This is a genomic window from Pseudomonas sp. K2I15 (assembly GCF_002204795.1).
Lineage (GTDB): Bacteria > Pseudomonadota > Gammaproteobacteria > Pseudomonadales > Pseudomonadaceae > Aquipseudomonas.
This window is the reverse complement of sequence record NZ_NIXO01000055.1, coordinates 24,216-39,089: the sequence shown is the minus strand read 5'-3', so window position 1 is coordinate 39,089 and position 14,874 is coordinate 24,216. Positions and strand designations below refer to the sequence as shown.

13 protein-coding genes are annotated in these 14,874 nt (G+C 62.0%); 8 read left to right on the top strand and 5 right to left on the bottom strand.

Going from position 1 to position 14,874, the window contains the following annotated elements; genetic code table 11:
* Positions 1-593: 593 nt before the first annotated feature.
* A complete protein-coding gene (locus CEC48_RS25250; protein ID WP_088426210.1) occupies positions 594-2,276 on the bottom strand; it encodes an AMP-binding protein in 1,683 nt (560 codons plus the stop codon).
* A 162-nt stretch (positions 2,277-2,438) separates the two neighbouring features.
* On the opposite strand from CEC48_RS25250, the gene CEC48_RS25245 reads away from it, so the two are divergent.
* The 4 genes from CEC48_RS25245 to CEC48_RS25225 all read left to right on the top strand — a co-directional run bounded on the left by CEC48_RS25245 (position 2,439) and on the right by CEC48_RS25225 (position 8,098).
* Positions 2,439-3,602, top strand: a complete 1,164-nt coding sequence (locus tag CEC48_RS25245) for an isovaleryl-CoA dehydrogenase (RefSeq protein WP_088426209.1) — start codon at positions 2,439-2,441, stop codon at positions 3,600-3,602.
* A 14-nt stretch (positions 3,603-3,616) separates the two neighbouring features.
* On the top strand, positions 3,617-5,224 hold the full coding sequence (locus CEC48_RS25240) for a carboxyl transferase domain-containing protein (protein ID WP_088426208.1): 1,608 nt from the start codon (positions 3,617-3,619) through the stop codon (positions 5,222-5,224).
* A 133-nt stretch (positions 5,225-5,357) separates the two neighbouring features.
* A complete protein-coding gene (locus CEC48_RS25230) occupies positions 5,358-6,164 on the top strand; it encodes a gamma-carboxygeranoyl-CoA hydratase (RefSeq protein ID WP_088426206.1) in 807 nt (268 codons plus the stop codon).
* On the top strand, positions 6,161-8,098 hold the full coding sequence (locus CEC48_RS25225; RefSeq protein WP_088426205.1) for an acetyl/propionyl/methylcrotonyl-CoA carboxylase subunit alpha: 1,938 nt from the start codon (positions 6,161-6,163) through the stop codon (positions 8,096-8,098). The genes CEC48_RS25230 and CEC48_RS25225 overlap by 4 nt, the downstream gene beginning before the upstream one ends.
* Here CEC48_RS25225 and CEC48_RS25220 read toward each other — a convergent pair.
* Positions 8,095-8,742: a LexA family transcriptional regulator gene (locus CEC48_RS25220; RefSeq protein ID WP_088426204.1), complete on the bottom strand. Its 648-nt coding sequence runs from the start codon at positions 8,740-8,742 to the stop codon at positions 8,095-8,097. The genes CEC48_RS25225 and CEC48_RS25220 overlap by 4 nt on opposite strands.
* Positions 8,743-8,871: 129 nt before the next feature.
* Between CEC48_RS25220 and CEC48_RS25215 the strand changes: the two genes are divergently transcribed.
* Positions 8,872-9,234 (top strand): DUF6124 family protein, encoded by a 363-nt coding sequence (locus CEC48_RS25215; protein WP_088426203.1) that lies wholly within the window; start codon positions 8,872-8,874, stop codon positions 9,232-9,234.
* 464 nt (positions 9,235-9,698) lie between these two features.
* Complete coding sequence (locus tag CEC48_RS25205; protein WP_088426202.1) at positions 9,699-10,850, top strand: M14-type cytosolic carboxypeptidase; 1,152 nt, start codon at positions 9,699-9,701, stop codon at positions 10,848-10,850.
* Positions 10,851-10,905: 55 nt separating this feature from the next.
* On the opposite strand, the gene CEC48_RS25200 is transcribed toward CEC48_RS25205, so the two are convergent.
* Both CEC48_RS25200 and CEC48_RS25195 read right to left on the bottom strand, forming a co-directional pair.
* Positions 10,906-11,445 (bottom strand): cytochrome b, encoded by a 540-nt coding sequence (locus CEC48_RS25200; RefSeq protein ID WP_088426201.1) that lies wholly within the window; start codon positions 11,443-11,445, stop codon positions 10,906-10,908.
* Complete coding sequence (locus CEC48_RS25195) at positions 11,442-12,524, bottom strand: catalase family peroxidase (protein WP_088426200.1); 1,083 nt, start codon at positions 12,522-12,524, stop codon at positions 11,442-11,444. Before CEC48_RS25195 ends, CEC48_RS25200 begins: the two co-directional genes overlap by 4 nt.
* 171 nt (positions 12,525-12,695) lie before the next feature.
* Here CEC48_RS25195 and CEC48_RS25190 point away from each other — a divergent pair, with 171 nt between their 5' ends.
* Positions 12,696-13,202, top strand: a complete 507-nt coding sequence (locus CEC48_RS25190; RefSeq protein WP_088426199.1) for an RNA polymerase sigma factor — start codon at positions 12,696-12,698, stop codon at positions 13,200-13,202.
* Positions 13,199-13,951 (top strand): anti-sigma factor, encoded by a 753-nt coding sequence (locus CEC48_RS25185; protein WP_088426198.1) that lies wholly within the window; start codon positions 13,199-13,201, stop codon positions 13,949-13,951. The genes CEC48_RS25190 and CEC48_RS25185 overlap by 4 nt, the downstream gene beginning before the upstream one ends.
* On the opposite strand, the gene CEC48_RS25180 is transcribed toward CEC48_RS25185, so the two are convergent.
* Positions 13,948-14,865 (bottom strand): spore coat U domain-containing protein, encoded by a 918-nt coding sequence (locus tag CEC48_RS25180; RefSeq protein ID WP_088426213.1) that lies wholly within the window; start codon positions 14,863-14,865, stop codon positions 13,948-13,950. The two genes, CEC48_RS25185 and CEC48_RS25180, sit on opposite strands and share 4 nt — an antisense overlap.
* Between the last annotated feature and the right edge of the window lie 9 nt (positions 14,866-14,874).

Below are 14,874 nucleotides of genomic sequence, written 5' to 3'. Positions count from 1 at the left end.
TCATGTCCAGAGCGGAGAGGTGAGTGGCAGCATGGGCTCCCACACGTGCTTTAAGCACTCCGGGCATTCAGCTTGCCACTCACCGCTCTCACCCTCAGCTTAATCCCGGATCAAGACACAAGCGGGCTTGCTCGCGAAGGTCGTTAACGATAACGCGTGCTTTCTGGATGAACGCGGCGCTCTCGGGTTTTTCGCGAGCAAGCCCGCTCCCACAGAAAAGCAGTTCTGCTTTCGCTCTGGACCTTGCCCTTGCCCTTGCTTCTAACACTCAGGTCGGCTTTCAGGCCACCGTGCTTTTGATCTTGATCTGCGGGCCCCGTCAACCACGATGGCCGCAAGTAGGCACGGTGGAGCGGGTAAACCGGCAAGGATGCCGGTTTAGCTGCGCTGGGCCAGGGATGGCCCATCGCAGCGACCCGCGGAGCCGGGCCTTCGTTCCGGCATTCCGAGCCTAAGCGAGGTGCCGAGTGGTGGGGCAAAGACCTTTTGGTTACTTTTGGCTGGGCCGGCATTCCGGGCGTTTGCCAAAAGTGACCCGCTGTAAGAGCGGAACCATAGGTGGCCGTTACCCAAATAACGGATATACACCCAGATCACCCCCGCCTCCCCAACTCCTCAATCATCATTTCCCGCATCCGAAACTTCTGAATCTTCCCCGTCACCGTCATCGGAAACTCATCAACAAATTTGAAATGCTTCGGCGTCTTATAGTGCGCAATCCGCCCCTTGCACCACGTCTGCAGCTCAAGCTCATTGGCAACATGCCCCGGGTGAAATTTGACCCACGCCACAATCGCCTCGCCATAACGCTCATCCGGAATACCGATCACCTGCACATCCGCCACCGCCGGATGCGTGAAGAAAAACTCCTCCAACTCCCGCGGGTACACATTCTCGCCACCGCGAATAATCATGTCTTTGTTACGCCCGGCGATGCACACATAACCGTGCTCATCCATGGTCGCCAGGTCCCCGGTGTGCATCCACCCCGCCTCATCAATCGCCTCACGAGTCCCGTCAGGATTATTCCAGTAACCGAGCATCACGCTGTAACCACGGGTACACAACTCGCCTATCTGGCCCCGCGCCACAGTGTTGCCAGCCTCGTCGATGATCTTGCTTTCCAGTTGCGGCTGCGTACGGCCAACGGTAGTAACACGCCGCTCAAGGTCATCATCCGGCCCGGTCTGCAATGACACCGGGCTGGTTTCAGTCATGCCATAGGCAATCTGCACCTCGCTCATGTGCATCTCGCTGATGACCCGGCGCATCACCTCGATCGGGCAGGTGGCGCCCGCCATGATCCCGGTACGCAGGCGCGACAGGTCGAACTCCGCACGCCGCGGGTGATCGAGCATGGCGATAAACATGGTGGGCACGCCGTAAAGCCCGGTGGCCTGTTCTTCGGCGACGGCGGTCAGGGTCAACAGTGGGTCGAAGCCGTCATTCGGGTAGATCATCGTGGTGCCGTGGGTGATGCAGCCCAGGTTGCCCATGACCATGCCAAAGCAGTGATACAACGGTACCGGGATCACCAAGCGGTCTTGCGCGGTCAGGCCCAGGCTTTCGCCGACCATGTAGCCGTTATTGAGGATGTTGTAATGACTGAGGGTGGCACCCTTGGGGAAGCCGGTGGTGCCGGAGGTGTACTGGATGTTGACGGCCTGGTCAAAGTGCAGGCTGGCCTGGCGCTGGCGCAGTTGCTCAGGAGGGACGCCCGCCCCCATGGACGACAGCTGCGACCAGGGCAGGAATCCCGAAGGCGGTCGCGGGTCGAGGCTGATGACGCCGCGCAGTTCCGGCAGTTTGTCGCAGCTCACCTGGCCGATAGCATGTTCAGCCAACTCCGGCACCAGTTCCTGCAGCATGGCGTGGTAATCGGAGGACTTGAAGGAACCTGCGCACACAAGCCAGTGACAACCGGATTGCTTGAGCACGTATTCCAGTTCACTGCTGCGATAGGCCGGGTTGATATTGACCAGAATCACCCCGAGCTTGGCGCTGGCCACCTGGCTGATGCACCACTCGGCGCAGTTAGGGGCCCAGATGCCGAGGCGCTCGCCCGTCTGTAAACCCAACGCCAGCAAGGCCTGGGCGTGCAGGTCGACGGCGTCGGCCAGTTGCCGCCAGGTGTAGCGCAGGTTCTGGTGGCGCACGATCAGGGCGTCGCCGTCGGGATACTGCGCAACCGTCTGGTCGAATGCCTGGCCGATGGTCATCGCCAGTAAGGTCTTGTCCTGGGAGCCACGGCTGTAGCTCTGGTTCGGTTGTTCCATTTCGACCCCTGTTTTGTCTTTATTGTAGGTGGACGCTGCGTTGCTTGACGTAAACGTAAACTACGATTGACAGTCCTGCAACGCAAGTTTACGTTAACGTAAAGGTGATCGCCCTTCCCGGCGCATTGGCCACACAAAAACAACGCTAAAAGGTGCCCGTCCATGAGTTACCCCTCCCTGAACTTCGCCCTCGGTGAAACCATCGACATGCTGCGCGACCAGGTGCAGTCCTTCGTGGCCAAGGAGCTGGCGCCCCGGGCTGCGCAGATCGACATCGACAACCTGTTCCCCGCCGACATGTGGCGCAAGTTCGGTGACATGGGCCTGCTGGGCGTCACCGTGCCGGAAGAATACGGCGGCGCCGGCCTGGGCTACCTGGCCCACGTGGTGGCCATGGAAGAGATCAGCCGGGGCTCGGCTTCGGTGGCGTTGTCCTACGGCGCGCACTCCAACCTGTGCGTCAACCAGATCAACCGCAACGGCACCCACGAGCAAAAACTCAAGTACCTGCCCAAGCTGATCAGCGGCGAACACGTCGGCGCCCTGGCCATGAGCGAGCCGAATGCCGGCTCCGACGTGGTCTCCATGAAGCTGCGCGCCGATAAACGCGGCAGCGTGTATGTGCTCAACGGCAGCAAGACCTGGATCACCAACGGCCCCGACGCCAACACCTACGTGATCTACGCCAAGACCGACCTGGAAAAGGGTGCCCACGGCATCACCGCATTCATCGTCGAGCGCGACTCCAAAGGCTTCAGCCGCAGCAACAAGTTCGACAAGCTGGGCATGCGCGGTTCCAACACCTGCGAGCTGTTTTTCGATGACGTCGAAGTGCCGGAAGAAAACATCCTCGGCGCCCTGAACGGCGGCGTGAAAGTGCTGATGAGCGGCCTCGACTACGAGCGCGTGGTGCTCTCCGGCGGGCCGACCGGGATCATGCAGGCTTGCATGGATTTGATCGTGCCCTACATCCACGACCGCAAGCAGTTCGGCCAAAGCATCGGCGAGTTCCAGCTGATCCAGGGCAAGGTCGCCGACATGTACACCCAACTCAATGCCAGCCGTGCCTACCTGTATGCGGTGGCCCAGGCCTGCGAGCGCGGCGAAACCACGCGCAAGGACGCCGCCGGCGTGATCCTGTACAGCGCCGAACGCGCCACCCAAATGGCTCTGGACGCGATCCAGATTCTCGGCGGCAACGGCTATATCAATGAATTCCCGGCGGGCCGTCTGCTGCGTGACGCCAAGCTGTATGAAATCGGCGCCGGCACCAGTGAGATCCGGCGCATGCTGATCGGTCGCGAACTGTTTAACGAAACCCGCTGAACGGAGCGCGCCCCATGGCTACCCTGCACACCCAGCTCAACCCGCGCTCAACGGAATTCGCCGCCAACAGCGCGGCGATGCTCCAACAGATCGACGCCCTGCACAGCCTGCTCGCCCAGGTGCAGCAAGGCGGCGGCGCCAAGGCCCAGGAGCGTCACACGTCCCGGGGCAAGCTGTTGCCTCGCGAGCGAATCAACCGCTTGCTCGACCCTGGCTCGCCGTTCCTTGAACTCAGCCAACTGGCGGCGTATCAGGTGTACGGCGAAGACGTACCAGCGGCCGGAGTGATTGCCGGGATTGGCCGGGTGGAAGGCGTCGAGTGCATGATCGTCGCCAACGACGCCACGGTGAAAGGCGGCTCGTACTACCCACTGACCGTCAAAAAACACCTGCGCGCCCAGACCATCGCCGAGCAAAACCGCTTGCCGTGCATCTACCTGGTGGACTCCGGCGGCGCCAACCTGCCGCGTCAGGATGAAGTGTTCCCAGACCGTGAACACTTCGGGCGAATCTTCTTCAACCAGGCCAACATGAGTGCCCAGGGAATCCCGCAAATCGCCGTGGTGATGGGCTCCTGCACAGCCGGTGGCGCTTATGTGCCGGCGATGGCGGACGAAGCAATCATGGTCCGCCAGCAAGCCACCATCTTCCTCGCCGGCCCGCCGCTGGTGAAGGCTGCGACCGGTGAAGTGGTGAGCGCCGAAGACCTGGGCGGTGCCGATGTGCACTGCAAGGTTTCCGGAGTGGCCGACCACTATGCCGACAGCGATGAACATGCGCTGGCCCTGGCCCGGCGCAGTGTGGCCAACCTCAACTGGCGCAAGCTGGGCCAATTGCAACAGCGCACACCAGTGGCGCCGTTGTATGGCAGCGAGGAGTTGTACGGTGTGATCCCGGCCGACGCGAAGCAACCATTCGATGTGCGTGAAGTGATCGCGCGCCTGGTGGACGGTTCGGTGTTCGATGAGTTCAAGGCGCTGTTCGGCACCACTCTGGTGTGCGGTTTTGCGCACCTGCACGGCTACCCGATTGCGATCCTGGCCAACAACGGCATCCTCTTCGCCGAGGCCGCGCAGAAAGGCGCGCACTTTATCGAGCTGGCCTGCCAGCGCGGGATTCCACTGTTGTTCCTGCAAAACATCACCGGTTTTATGGTCGGCCAGAAATACGAGGCCGGCGGTATCGCCAAACACGGCGCCAAACTGGTGACGGCCGTGGCCTGCGCCAAGGTACCGAAATTCACCGTGATCATCGGCGGCAGCTTCGGCGCCGGTAACTACGGCATGTGCGGCCGCGCCTACGACCCGCGTTTCTTGTGGATGTGGCCCAACGCACGCATTGGCGTGATGGGCGCCGAACAGGCGGCCGGCGTGCTGGTGCAGGTCAAGCGTGAGCAAGCCGAGCGCGCGGGCCAGGGTTTCAGCAGCGAGGAAGAAGCGGCGATCAAGCAGCCGATCCTCGACCAGTACGAAACCCAGGGCCACCCCTACTACTCCAGCGCACGGCTGTGGGACGACGGCGTCATCGACCCGTTGCAGACCCGCGACGTGCTGGCCCTGGCCTTGTCCGCCGCGCTGAACGCCCCCATCGAGCCGAGCCGCTTCGGCGTGTTCCGCATGTGACCTGTAGGAGCGAGCTTGCTCGCGATGGACGTTAACGCTGACGCGGGCAGCCTGGATGAATACAGCGCCCTCAGGTTTTTCGCGAGCAAGCTCGCGCCTACAACATGCATCACATCATCATGGAGTTCCTTACATGAGCGATTTCAACACCCTCGAACTGATCACCGACCCGCGTGGCTTTGCCACCCTGTGGCTCAGTCGTGAAGCAAAGAACAACGCGTTCAACGCCGAAATGATCCGCGAACTGATCATTGCCCTGGACCAGGTGCAAGGCGATCCGGCCCTGCGTTTTCTGGTACTGCGCGGGCGCGGCAAACACTTCAGCGCCGGCGCCGATCTGGCCTGGATGCAGCAGTCGGCCGAACTGGATTACCACACCAACCTGGATGACGCCCGGGAACTGGCGGAGCTGATGTACAACCTCGCCAAGCTGAAGATCCCGACCCTGGCAGTGGTTCAGGGCGCGGCCTACGGCGGCGCCCTCGGGTTGATCAGTTGCTGTGACATGGCGATTGGTGCCGATGATGCGCAGTTCTGCCTGTCGGAAGTGCGCATTGGCCTGGCACCGGCGGTGATCAGCCCGTTCGTGGTGCAGGCGATCGGCGAGCGGGCAGCCCGTCGCTATGCCCTCACGGCGGACCGTTTTGGCGGCCAGCGCGCGCGGGAAATCGGGCTGCTGGCGGAAAGTTATCCGACAGCCGATCTGGAGGCACAGGTTGAACTGTGGATCACCAATCTGCTGCTCAACAGCCCGGCGGCCATGCGCGCCAGCAAGGACTTGCTGCGTGAAGTCGGCCATGGCGCGCTCACCCCGGCGCTGCGTCGCTATTGCGAAAATTCCATAGCACGGATCCGCGTCAGCGCCGAAGGCCAGGAAGGCTTGCGCGCATTCCTGCAAAAGCGCGCGCCCAACTGGCAGTCTCAGGAGCCGCGCTCATGAAGGCGCTTACCACTGTATTGGTGGCCAACCGCGGCGAAATTGCCTGCCGGGTGATGCGCACCGCCAAGGCCATGGGCTTGACCACCGTGGCCGTGCACAGCGCCACCGACCGCGACGCGCGGCATGCCCGTGAGGCCGATATCCGCGTTAACCTGGGCGGCAGCAAGGCCGCCGACAGCTACCTGCAAATCGACAAGCTGATCGCCGCCGCCCAGGCCAGTGGCGCCCAGGCGATTCACCCGGGTTATGGTTTTCTGTCGGAGAACGCCGGGTTCGCCCGCGCCATTGAAGCCGCCGGGTTGATCTTCCTCGGCCCGCCCGCCTCGGCCATTGATGCCATGGGCAGCAAATCGGCGGCCAAGGCATTGATGGAAACCGCCGGCGTGCCGCTGGTGCCCGGTTACCACGGGGATGCCCAGGACCTGGAGACCTTTCGCCAGGCGGCCGAGCGTATCGGTTACCCGGTGTTGCTCAAGGCCACGGCCGGCGGTGGCGGCAAGGGCATGAAAGTGGTCGAGGACGTCAGCCAACTGGCCGAAGCCCTCGCCTCGGCCCAGCGTGAAGCGCTGTCCTCGTTTGGCAATGCGCAGATGCTGGTGGAGAAGTATTTGCTCAAGCCGCGCCACGTGGAAATCCAGGTGTTCGCCGACCAGCACGGCCATTGCCTGTACCTCAACGAACGCGACTGCTCGATCCAGCGCCGCCATCAAAAAGTCGTCGAAGAAGCCCCCGCGCCCGGCCTGAGTGCCGACCAGCGCAAGGCCATGGGCGAAGCCGCCGTGCGTGCTGCACAAGCCATCGGTTATGTGGGGGCGGGCACCGTGGAGTTTTTGCTGGACGCCCGGGGCGAGTTTTTCTTTATGGAGATGAATACGCGGCTACAGGTTGAACACCCAGTCACCGAAGCGATTACCGGCCTGGACCTGGTGGCCTGGCAGATTCGTGTGGCCCAGGGCGAGCCGCTGCCGATGACCCAGGAGCAAGTGCCGCTGCTGGGGCATGCGATTGAAGTGCGTTTGTATGCCGAGGACCCGGCCAATGATTTCCTGCCGGCCACCGGGCACCTGGCGCTGTACCGCGAATCCACGCCTGGGCCGGGGCGCCGGGTAGACAGTGGCGTCGAGCAAGGCGACATCGTGTCACCGTTCTACGACCCGATGCTGGGCAAACTGATTGCCTGGGGCGAAGACCGCGAACAGGCGCGCCTGCGGCTGCTGGGCATGCTCGATGAATTTGCCGTGGGCGGCCTGAAGACCAACCTGGGCTTTTTGCGGCGCATCATCGGCCATCCGGCGTTTGCCGCTGCCGAGTTGGATACCGGGTTTATCCCGCGTTATCAGGATGAGCTGCTGCCCGCGCCCGGCGAGCTGAGCCATGAGTTCTGGCAGGCGGCAGGCCAGGCGTTCATGCAAACCCAGCCGAGCAGCGATCCCCGTTCACCCTGGGCAGACACTCGCGGCTTTCGCTCCGGTTTGCCGGCCGAGGTTTCCCTGCACTTGAGCTGCAACGGCCAGGATCGCTTGGTGACGCTGCAACCCGGCGTTAACCCGCCAGAGTTGCGCGACGAGCAGTTGCTGATCGACCAGCAAGGCGTACGCCGCTCCCATCTGGCGGTACGCGAGGGCGGCAGTGTGTTTCTGCGTTGGGACGGCGAGGTGCACAGCGTCAGCCTGTTCGACCCGATTGCCGCAGTCGACGCCAGCCAGTCCCATCAGGGCGGCCTGACCGCACCAATGAACGGCAGCATCGTGCGGGTGCTGGTGGACGTCGGGCAAACGGTTGAAGCCGGTGCGCAGTTGGTGGTGCTCGAAGCCATGAAGATGGAACACAGTATCCGCGCGCCCCATGCCGGGGTGGTGAAGGCGCTGTACTGCCAGGAAGGTGAAATGGTCGGTGAAGGCAGCGCACTGGTAGAGCTGGAAGCCGCGAGCTAAAACCTCGTGACCGCCTGCACCACCACGCCGATGATTCGGCATTCATCGCTGAAGAGCATTTTCGGGTAGGTCGGGTTAAGCGGTACCAGGTAAAACTGGCCGCTTTCCTTGACCCATTTGCGCAAGATCGCCTGGGGATTAAATGCCCATTCGGCCACCACCAGTTTGCCGGGCTCGGGCTGTACAGCGGGGTCCACCAGAATCATCATGCCCTCGGTGATACTCAAGCCGCTGGGGGCGGTCATGGCATTGCCCGTCACCCGCAGCCAGAACGCTTTACCACGGGCGTGATAGTCGCTCATCTGCAAACGGCCAGCGCCGTAAGGCCGGGGTTCTTCCTGCACTTGGTACGCTCCCTTCCCGTCGCTCAGCGGGTAACAGTAGTTCGGGTTGTAGTGCGGTGTTGGCGCCAATTCTTCCTCCACCGGTGCGGCCGCTTTTTCGCGAACCACCAGCGCGACCTCAAGGTAGCCAAGGCCCAGCTCCTCCATCACCCGGTTCATGTCGGCAAGGCTCGGCACCCGCCGCTTGCTCAACCAATGGCCGACCCCGCCCTGGGACATGCCCAAGCGCAACGCCAGTTGACCCTGTGTGACCTTGCGGTCTTTCATGTTGGCCTTGACCAACGCTATCCACTTATCCATGGGGCCTGACCATACGTTGTGCACTCACAACGACAATAAACAGTTTGTAGTAATCAATAAAACGCCAAAAATACGATTAGTACTAATATCGGGTGCAGGCTTTCGACATCCACCCAGAGCACCGACCTTATGACGACAACCCCGTATCCCCTGCCCGACACCTGCGATGAAGACGAGCTGCTGTTCATGCGCAGCAGTGGCGCCGCCCAACGCGCGCTGGACTATTACCTGAAAGAGGAGGTGGCGCCGCCCTCCGTTGACGACACCTTGTTCGAGGTCAAGCCAGGCATCAGCGACGAGGAAGCCCTGGTCCACGCCTCCGACCTGCTGCGCAGCGCCGCGGCCACCGCGTACGAATCAGCAAACAGCGCCCACGGCAATAACCGGGACCTGGCGTTTTCAGTGGTCTATTTGATTGATATGGCGAAGGTGATGGTGGAGCGGTCGCTGCGGCTTTCGGCAAGGGACACCGAACACTCGACCAGGATGTAGCGAGCGAAGCAAAAAAATTTCTATCTGAGGGATAAAAACATTTGACTTGCAAATGATAATGATTATTATTGGACCCAGCTGATCGCGAGATCAGTCGATAGCCCAAGAGACCTTAGGTCGGACTCTTGGAATATCTCCTCATCAGGCTAATCACGGTTTTTGACCCGGCTCTTTGGCCGGGTCTTTTTTTTGCCAGTTTTTCCTGGCGTGGCTTCAGGCTAATGAAGACTGTGTGTTGCTTGATGGCGCGCATGGTAGCAAAAGACTATCGCCAAAAGAAAGTCGATCGAGCGCTCTAGGCCGGATCTTTCAAAAATAGCACTTGAGAATCAATCTCATAGATTCTAAGCTGCTCCGGCGTCAAGGACGACGCCCCCCTATTCCCCCCGCAAAATTGCATCCAGGCTTTACCCCGCTCCGGTGTAAAATGCCCGCCACAACACTCATATTCAGGCAACCAGACTATGACCGTGGCCTTGACCTCCATCAAGATCAGCACCGACTTCGACAGCGGCAATATCCAGGTGCTCGACGCCAGTGATGCCCACCAGTTGCTGCTGGCCATCAAGCCAGACACACGCAGCCAGCACTTCCAGTGGTTCCACTTCAAGGCCGAAGGCATGCACGTGGGCCACACCCACACCTTCCGCCTGAGCAACGCTGGCCATTCTTCCTATAAGCACGCCTGGAGTGGCTACAACGCCGTGGCGTCCTACGACCATATCAACTGGTTTCGGGTGCCCACTCGCTTTGATGGCGAGACGCTGCACATCACCCTCGAAACCCGTGAAAAACAGGCCTGGTTCGCCTACTTCGAACCCTACAGCCGCGAACGCCACGACTGGCTGATCGACCAGGCGCTGAACCGCGCCGGCACGCAATTGCTGGCCACCGGCAAAAGTGTCGAAGGCCGTGATATCCAGCTGCTGCGCCGAGGCAAAGGCGAGGCCAACAAGCGCAAGGTCTGGATCATCGCCCAGCAGCATCCCGGCGAGCACATGGCTGAATGGTTTATGGAAGGCATTATCGAACGCCTGCAACAGGACGGTGACACCGAGCTGAAAAAACTGCTGGCCGCCGCCGACCTGTACCTAGTGCCGAACATGAACCCCGATGGCGCGTTCCATGGCCATCTGCGCACCAACGCCATGGGCCAGGACCTCAACCGCGCCTGGCAAAGTGCAAGCCAGGAGATCAGCCCCGAAGTGCTGTTCGTGCAGCAGCAAATGGAAAAGTATGGCGTTGACCTGTTCCTGGATATCCACGGCGACGAAGAAATCCCCTACGTGTTCACCGCCGGTTGTGAAGGCAACCCCGGCTACACGCCGCGTATCGAGCGCTTGGAGAAACACTTGCGCAGCCACTTGAGCGGCCTCACCCGCGACTTCCAGACCGTGCACGGCTACACCCGCGACCTGCCGGGCGAAGCCAACATGACGCTGGCGTGCAACAGCGTCGGCGAGAAATTCGACTGCCTGTCGCTGACCCTGGAAATGCCCTTCAAGGACAACGACGATGCGCCCAACCCGCACACTGGCTGGTCGGGCAAACGCTCGATGCAATTGGGCAAGGATGTCTTGAGCAGCGTCGCGGATATCGTCGGCGTACTGCGCTAACCCTCGACTGCCCCCAGCGACGGCTGCACCACCGCCGCCGTCGCCGGGCAAGGCATCAGTCCTTGGTGCCGATCATGCTTTGCAGCACGCCGTCACGCCGGATCAACCCGTGGAACAGCGCCGCTGCCAGGTGCAGCAACACCGTCAGAAACAGCAAATAAGCCAGGTAACCGTGGGCCTTGCGCAACACGGCAAACAACGGTGCATTCGCCCCCACCAACGCCGGCAGTTGCACTGAACTGCTGAGCATCACCGGATCGCCGGCCGCCGAAATCATCGCCCAACCCAGCAGCGGCAACACCAGCATCAAGGCATACAGCACCACGTGGGACGCCTTGGCCGCCAGCACTTGCCACAGTGGCAAGTCAGCCGGAAGCGGCGGCTGACGTGTGGAAAAACGCACCACCAAACGCACGATCACCAGCGCCAAAATCGCAATGCCCAACGGCTTGTGCAGGTGGATCAGCCACTCATGGCGTTCCGACACCGAGGCCACCATACCTGCGCCGATAAACAGCATGGCGATGATCATCAACGCCATCAGCCAATGCAGCAGCCGCGCCAGCGGGGCGAAAAACCGGGGTTGAGCATTCATGGTTTCGACTCCTCAGGGGCGCTGTGCAGTTGGCTGACTTCGCTGGTGCGACGCAGGTAAGAACTGGCGTACGCCGCCGAACGGGCGGCCAGCAGTGGGTCATTCGAGGCTTCGATACCGCTCGGCAGAATCAGTGGGTCGAAGTTGATGTCACGGCAATCACCGTCCATTTGCGGCTGGCTGCGTTCCAGCACCAGGGTGCCCGCGTTCAGCACCTTGTGCTCGCCGGTCCAGGTTTTGCTGGCGTCGTCCACCGGGTCTGCCGGGTTGGCCACAGTAACGTTCAACTGCCAGCGCAACGGCCCGGCCGCCAGGCGCTGTGCCAGGTCTTTTTCGAGGAAATCGCTGCCGGCAGGCGCGGTGGCACCCGCGGCGTCCTGGCTTAGTGGCACCACGCCCCAGCGCACGGCTTGGCGTTGGCCGCTGGCGTTCACCAGGTAAAACGCATTGATGCCGTTATAGGTTTCAGTGGCATAGCTGGCGGATGGCTTGGCGGTCTTGACCCAGGCCAGGAACGGCGCGGTCTCGGGATGCGCCGCAAAGAACGCCGGCATGGCTGTGGGGTTCGGCTTGCCGGTGGCCGGGTCCGGTGCGCCGGCCTTGAGCATCGCAAAGAAGGCCTCGGGCGTACCCACCGGGAACACCGGCATGCTGTTCATTCCGGTGCGCCATTGCTGGCCGTTGGCCAAGCTGAACTGCAGGGCAAAACTGCGGATTGGCACGCTGCTGTCGGGCGCATACGGGTTACCGCTGGGCAGCGCAAAACGGCCGATAACCGGCGTGCGCGCCTCGCTGAAGACTTGGGCACTGGAGTACTGGCGCGCCTCGGAGCTGCTCTCGAAATAACCGGCCACGCACACGCCCTTGGCATGGTTGCGACGGTAGCCAGGGTGCAGGCCGTTGTTGGTTTCCAGGGCGTTGACCAGGGTTTTGGGGCGCAACCGCTGTGGGTCGAGGCTGCCGTTAACGTAGGCAAACGCCCCGGCGACGACTGCAACCACCACGCCGATACTGGCCAACCGAATGATCAGGCTTGCGGTGCTCAGCGGCGGACGGGGCGGTGATGAGTGATCTACCATGAAATAACTCCAGGGCCAGAGGCCTTGAGTGGTTGAAACATAAGGTCGGAACACTTGGGACGAACGCCAGCGCACTCTATTCCCTGGCCTGCTGTTTATTTTTATTGGCCTGGAATAACCTTCAACGCCGGACGTCTTCCTAGTCCCAGCGTAGTGACTAGCCAGAACCTCATGCACGAACTCGACGAACAGTTACGTGAACTCATCCCCAGGTTGCGGCGTTTTGCCGTGTCCCTGACGCGTAACAGCAGCAGCGCCGATGACCTGGTGCAGGCCAGCCTTGAACGCGCGATCATCAGTTGGGCCGACAAACGCCTCGAAGGCGACTTGCGCGCCTGGCTGTTCTCGATCCTCTACCGGCAGTTTCTCGATGCCCACCGGCGTTCCCGGCGTTACACGCGCCTGTTGGAATTTTTCACCGGTCGCGATGATTCGCAGCCATCGGTCGAGCGCACCGTCATCGCGCAATCGACCCTGCAAGCCTTCGACAAACTGAACACCGAACAGCGCGCGCTGCTGCTGTGGGTCTCGGTGGAAGGCTTGAGCTACAAAGAAGTCGCCGACATCCTTGAGGTGCCGTTGGGCACCGTGATGTCTCGCCTGTCCCGCGCGCGCCAAGCCCTGCGCCAGCTCAGCGACGGCGAAATCACCAGCCCTGCCCTGCGGATACTCAAATGATCAGCCTGCCTCCCAGCGAACGCGATTTGCATGCCTACGTCGACCACCAGCTCCTGGACGCCGACCGCCGCCAGCTCGAAACCTGGCTGGCGGCCCACCCGGACGTCGCCGCCCAGGTGCACGCCTGGCAACAGGACGCACAGCACCTGCGGGCGTCCTTGAGCGGCGCGCTGCAACAGCCGGCCAACCCCGAGCTGGACCCGGCCCTGATTCGCCAGCGGGTCAAACGCCAGTCACGCCGTCACCTTGCGACCGCTGCCGTGCTGTTGATCGCCGTGAGCGTGGGCGGCCTGGGCGGCTGGCAGGCCCGCCAGGCAACCATGGCCGACAACATGTTGCCCATGACCGACGCGATGCAGGCCTACCGCCTGTTCGCCCAGGACGGCATCCTGCCCGCCGACTACCACGTGCAAAGCGGTGGCGACATGCAAGGCTGGCTCGACCGGTACTTCAACCAGGCCTACCGCCTGCCGGACCTGAGCCAGGCCGGGTTCAAGGCGGTCAGCGGGCGCCTGCTCAGCACCGAACAAGGTGCGGCGGCCATGGTGCTGTATGAAGACCGGCAAGGGCGGCGCATCAGTTTCTACATCCGCCCGCCAGGCCCGGAGAACAAATTCCTGCCCCGTGGCAGCCGCAGTGCCGATGGGCTGCAGGCCGAATACTGGTCGGGCGCGGGCTACAACTATGCGATGGTCAGCCCGCAAGACCCGTCCACCACGCAGATGCTCAAGCAGACGATGCGCTTCTAGAAGCCCACATCCAGCACCACGTTGTCGACGTAGGTGCCGGCCGGCGGTGTGGTCTGGTTGGTATAGATCGCGGCGTTGTAGTTGAACACCTGGCTGCCGGTGCCCAGGCCGTTCCCGGGATTCACCTCGGCGGTGGAGCTGGCGCGCCGGGCGGTGGTCACGCTGCCCCAGCGGGTGCTGGTGGCGCTTTTGAAGATGTCGTAATTCAGGAAGTTGCTCCCCGAGATCATTCGCCGCTGCCCTCCCACACTCACCGGGTTCTGGCCGTCGCTGATGCCCACGGTGTAGGCACTGCCTTTGGTGCAGGTAATCGTGGCCTGCCCGTTCACGCTGGAAAAACCACTGATCACCGGCGCGCTGCCAAAACTGATATTGGGCGCGGTGATCTGGCAGTCGTTGCTCACTGTCATGCTGACCGTCAGGGAAGCCGTGCCAGTGCCGCTATCCCTTATGGCACACAGGGAGCCAACCCCCAGGACCGAGCAATAGTTCCAGACCCAGGCGATGGTTAATGTCTCGGTGTAGAGGCCGGCAGCCACGTTGCTGCCGGTGATCGAGCTCAGGTAAAGCGGCAAGGTTTTGGTACCCGGCCCGGAAACCAGGCCCAGGTTCTGGGCAATACCTGTTGCGCCGAAATCGAATTGGGTACCACGGGTGATCGGATAACTGGCGCTGTTATTGCCGTAAATCGTATACCCGATGACATCCCCGGTAGGGCCGACCATGCCGGTGGTTGCCGAGGTGATGGTCGCATAGAAGTGATCACTGGCCGCCAACAGCGAGATCAGCGTAGGCCCGCAGTTCAACCCGGCGTTGCTGGTGGAGCTGGTCTGGGCGGCGGTGCGCACCGTCATCGAACTGATCGTGCCAAAGCTGGCCGGCGAGGTAGTTCCCGGCACCGAACACGCGGCCATGACCTGCGT

Coding starts and splice junctions, on each gene's coding strand:
- CEC48_RS25245 (WP_088426209.1), top strand. CDS start 2,439: ATGAGTTACCCCTCCCTGAACTTCGCCCTCGGTGAAACCATCGACATG.
- CEC48_RS25225 (WP_088426205.1), top strand. CDS start 6,161: ATGAAGGCGCTTACCACTGTATTGGTGGCCAACCGCGGCGAAATTGCC.
- CEC48_RS25230 (WP_088426206.1), top strand. CDS start 5,358: ATGAGCGATTTCAACACCCTCGAACTGATCACCGACCCGCGTGGCTTT.
- CEC48_RS25180 (WP_088426213.1), bottom strand. CDS start 14,865: ATGGCCGCGTGTTCGGTGCCGGGAACTACCTCGCCGGCCAGCTTTGGC.
- CEC48_RS25190 (WP_088426199.1), top strand. CDS start 12,696: ATGCACGAACTCGACGAACAGTTACGTGAACTCATCCCCAGGTTGCGG.
- CEC48_RS25250 (WP_088426210.1), bottom strand. CDS start 2,276: ATGGAACAACCGAACCAGAGCTACAGCCGTGGCTCCCAGGACAAGACC.
- CEC48_RS25185 (WP_088426198.1), top strand. CDS start 13,199: ATGATCAGCCTGCCTCCCAGCGAACGCGATTTGCATGCCTACGTCGAC.
- CEC48_RS25195 (WP_088426200.1), bottom strand. CDS start 12,524: ATGGTAGATCACTCATCACCGCCCCGTCCGCCGCTGAGCACCGCAAGC.
- CEC48_RS25205 (WP_088426202.1), top strand. CDS start 9,699: ATGACCGTGGCCTTGACCTCCATCAAGATCAGCACCGACTTCGACAGC.
- CEC48_RS25240 (WP_088426208.1), top strand. CDS start 3,617: ATGGCTACCCTGCACACCCAGCTCAACCCGCGCTCAACGGAATTCGCC.
- CEC48_RS25215 (WP_088426203.1), top strand. CDS start 8,872: ATGACGACAACCCCGTATCCCCTGCCCGACACCTGCGATGAAGACGAG.
- CEC48_RS25200 (WP_088426201.1), bottom strand. CDS start 11,445: ATGAATGCTCAACCCCGGTTTTTCGCCCCGCTGGCGCGGCTGCTGCAT.
- CEC48_RS25220 (WP_088426204.1), bottom strand. CDS start 8,742: ATGGATAAGTGGATAGCGTTGGTCAAGGCCAACATGAAAGACCGCAAG.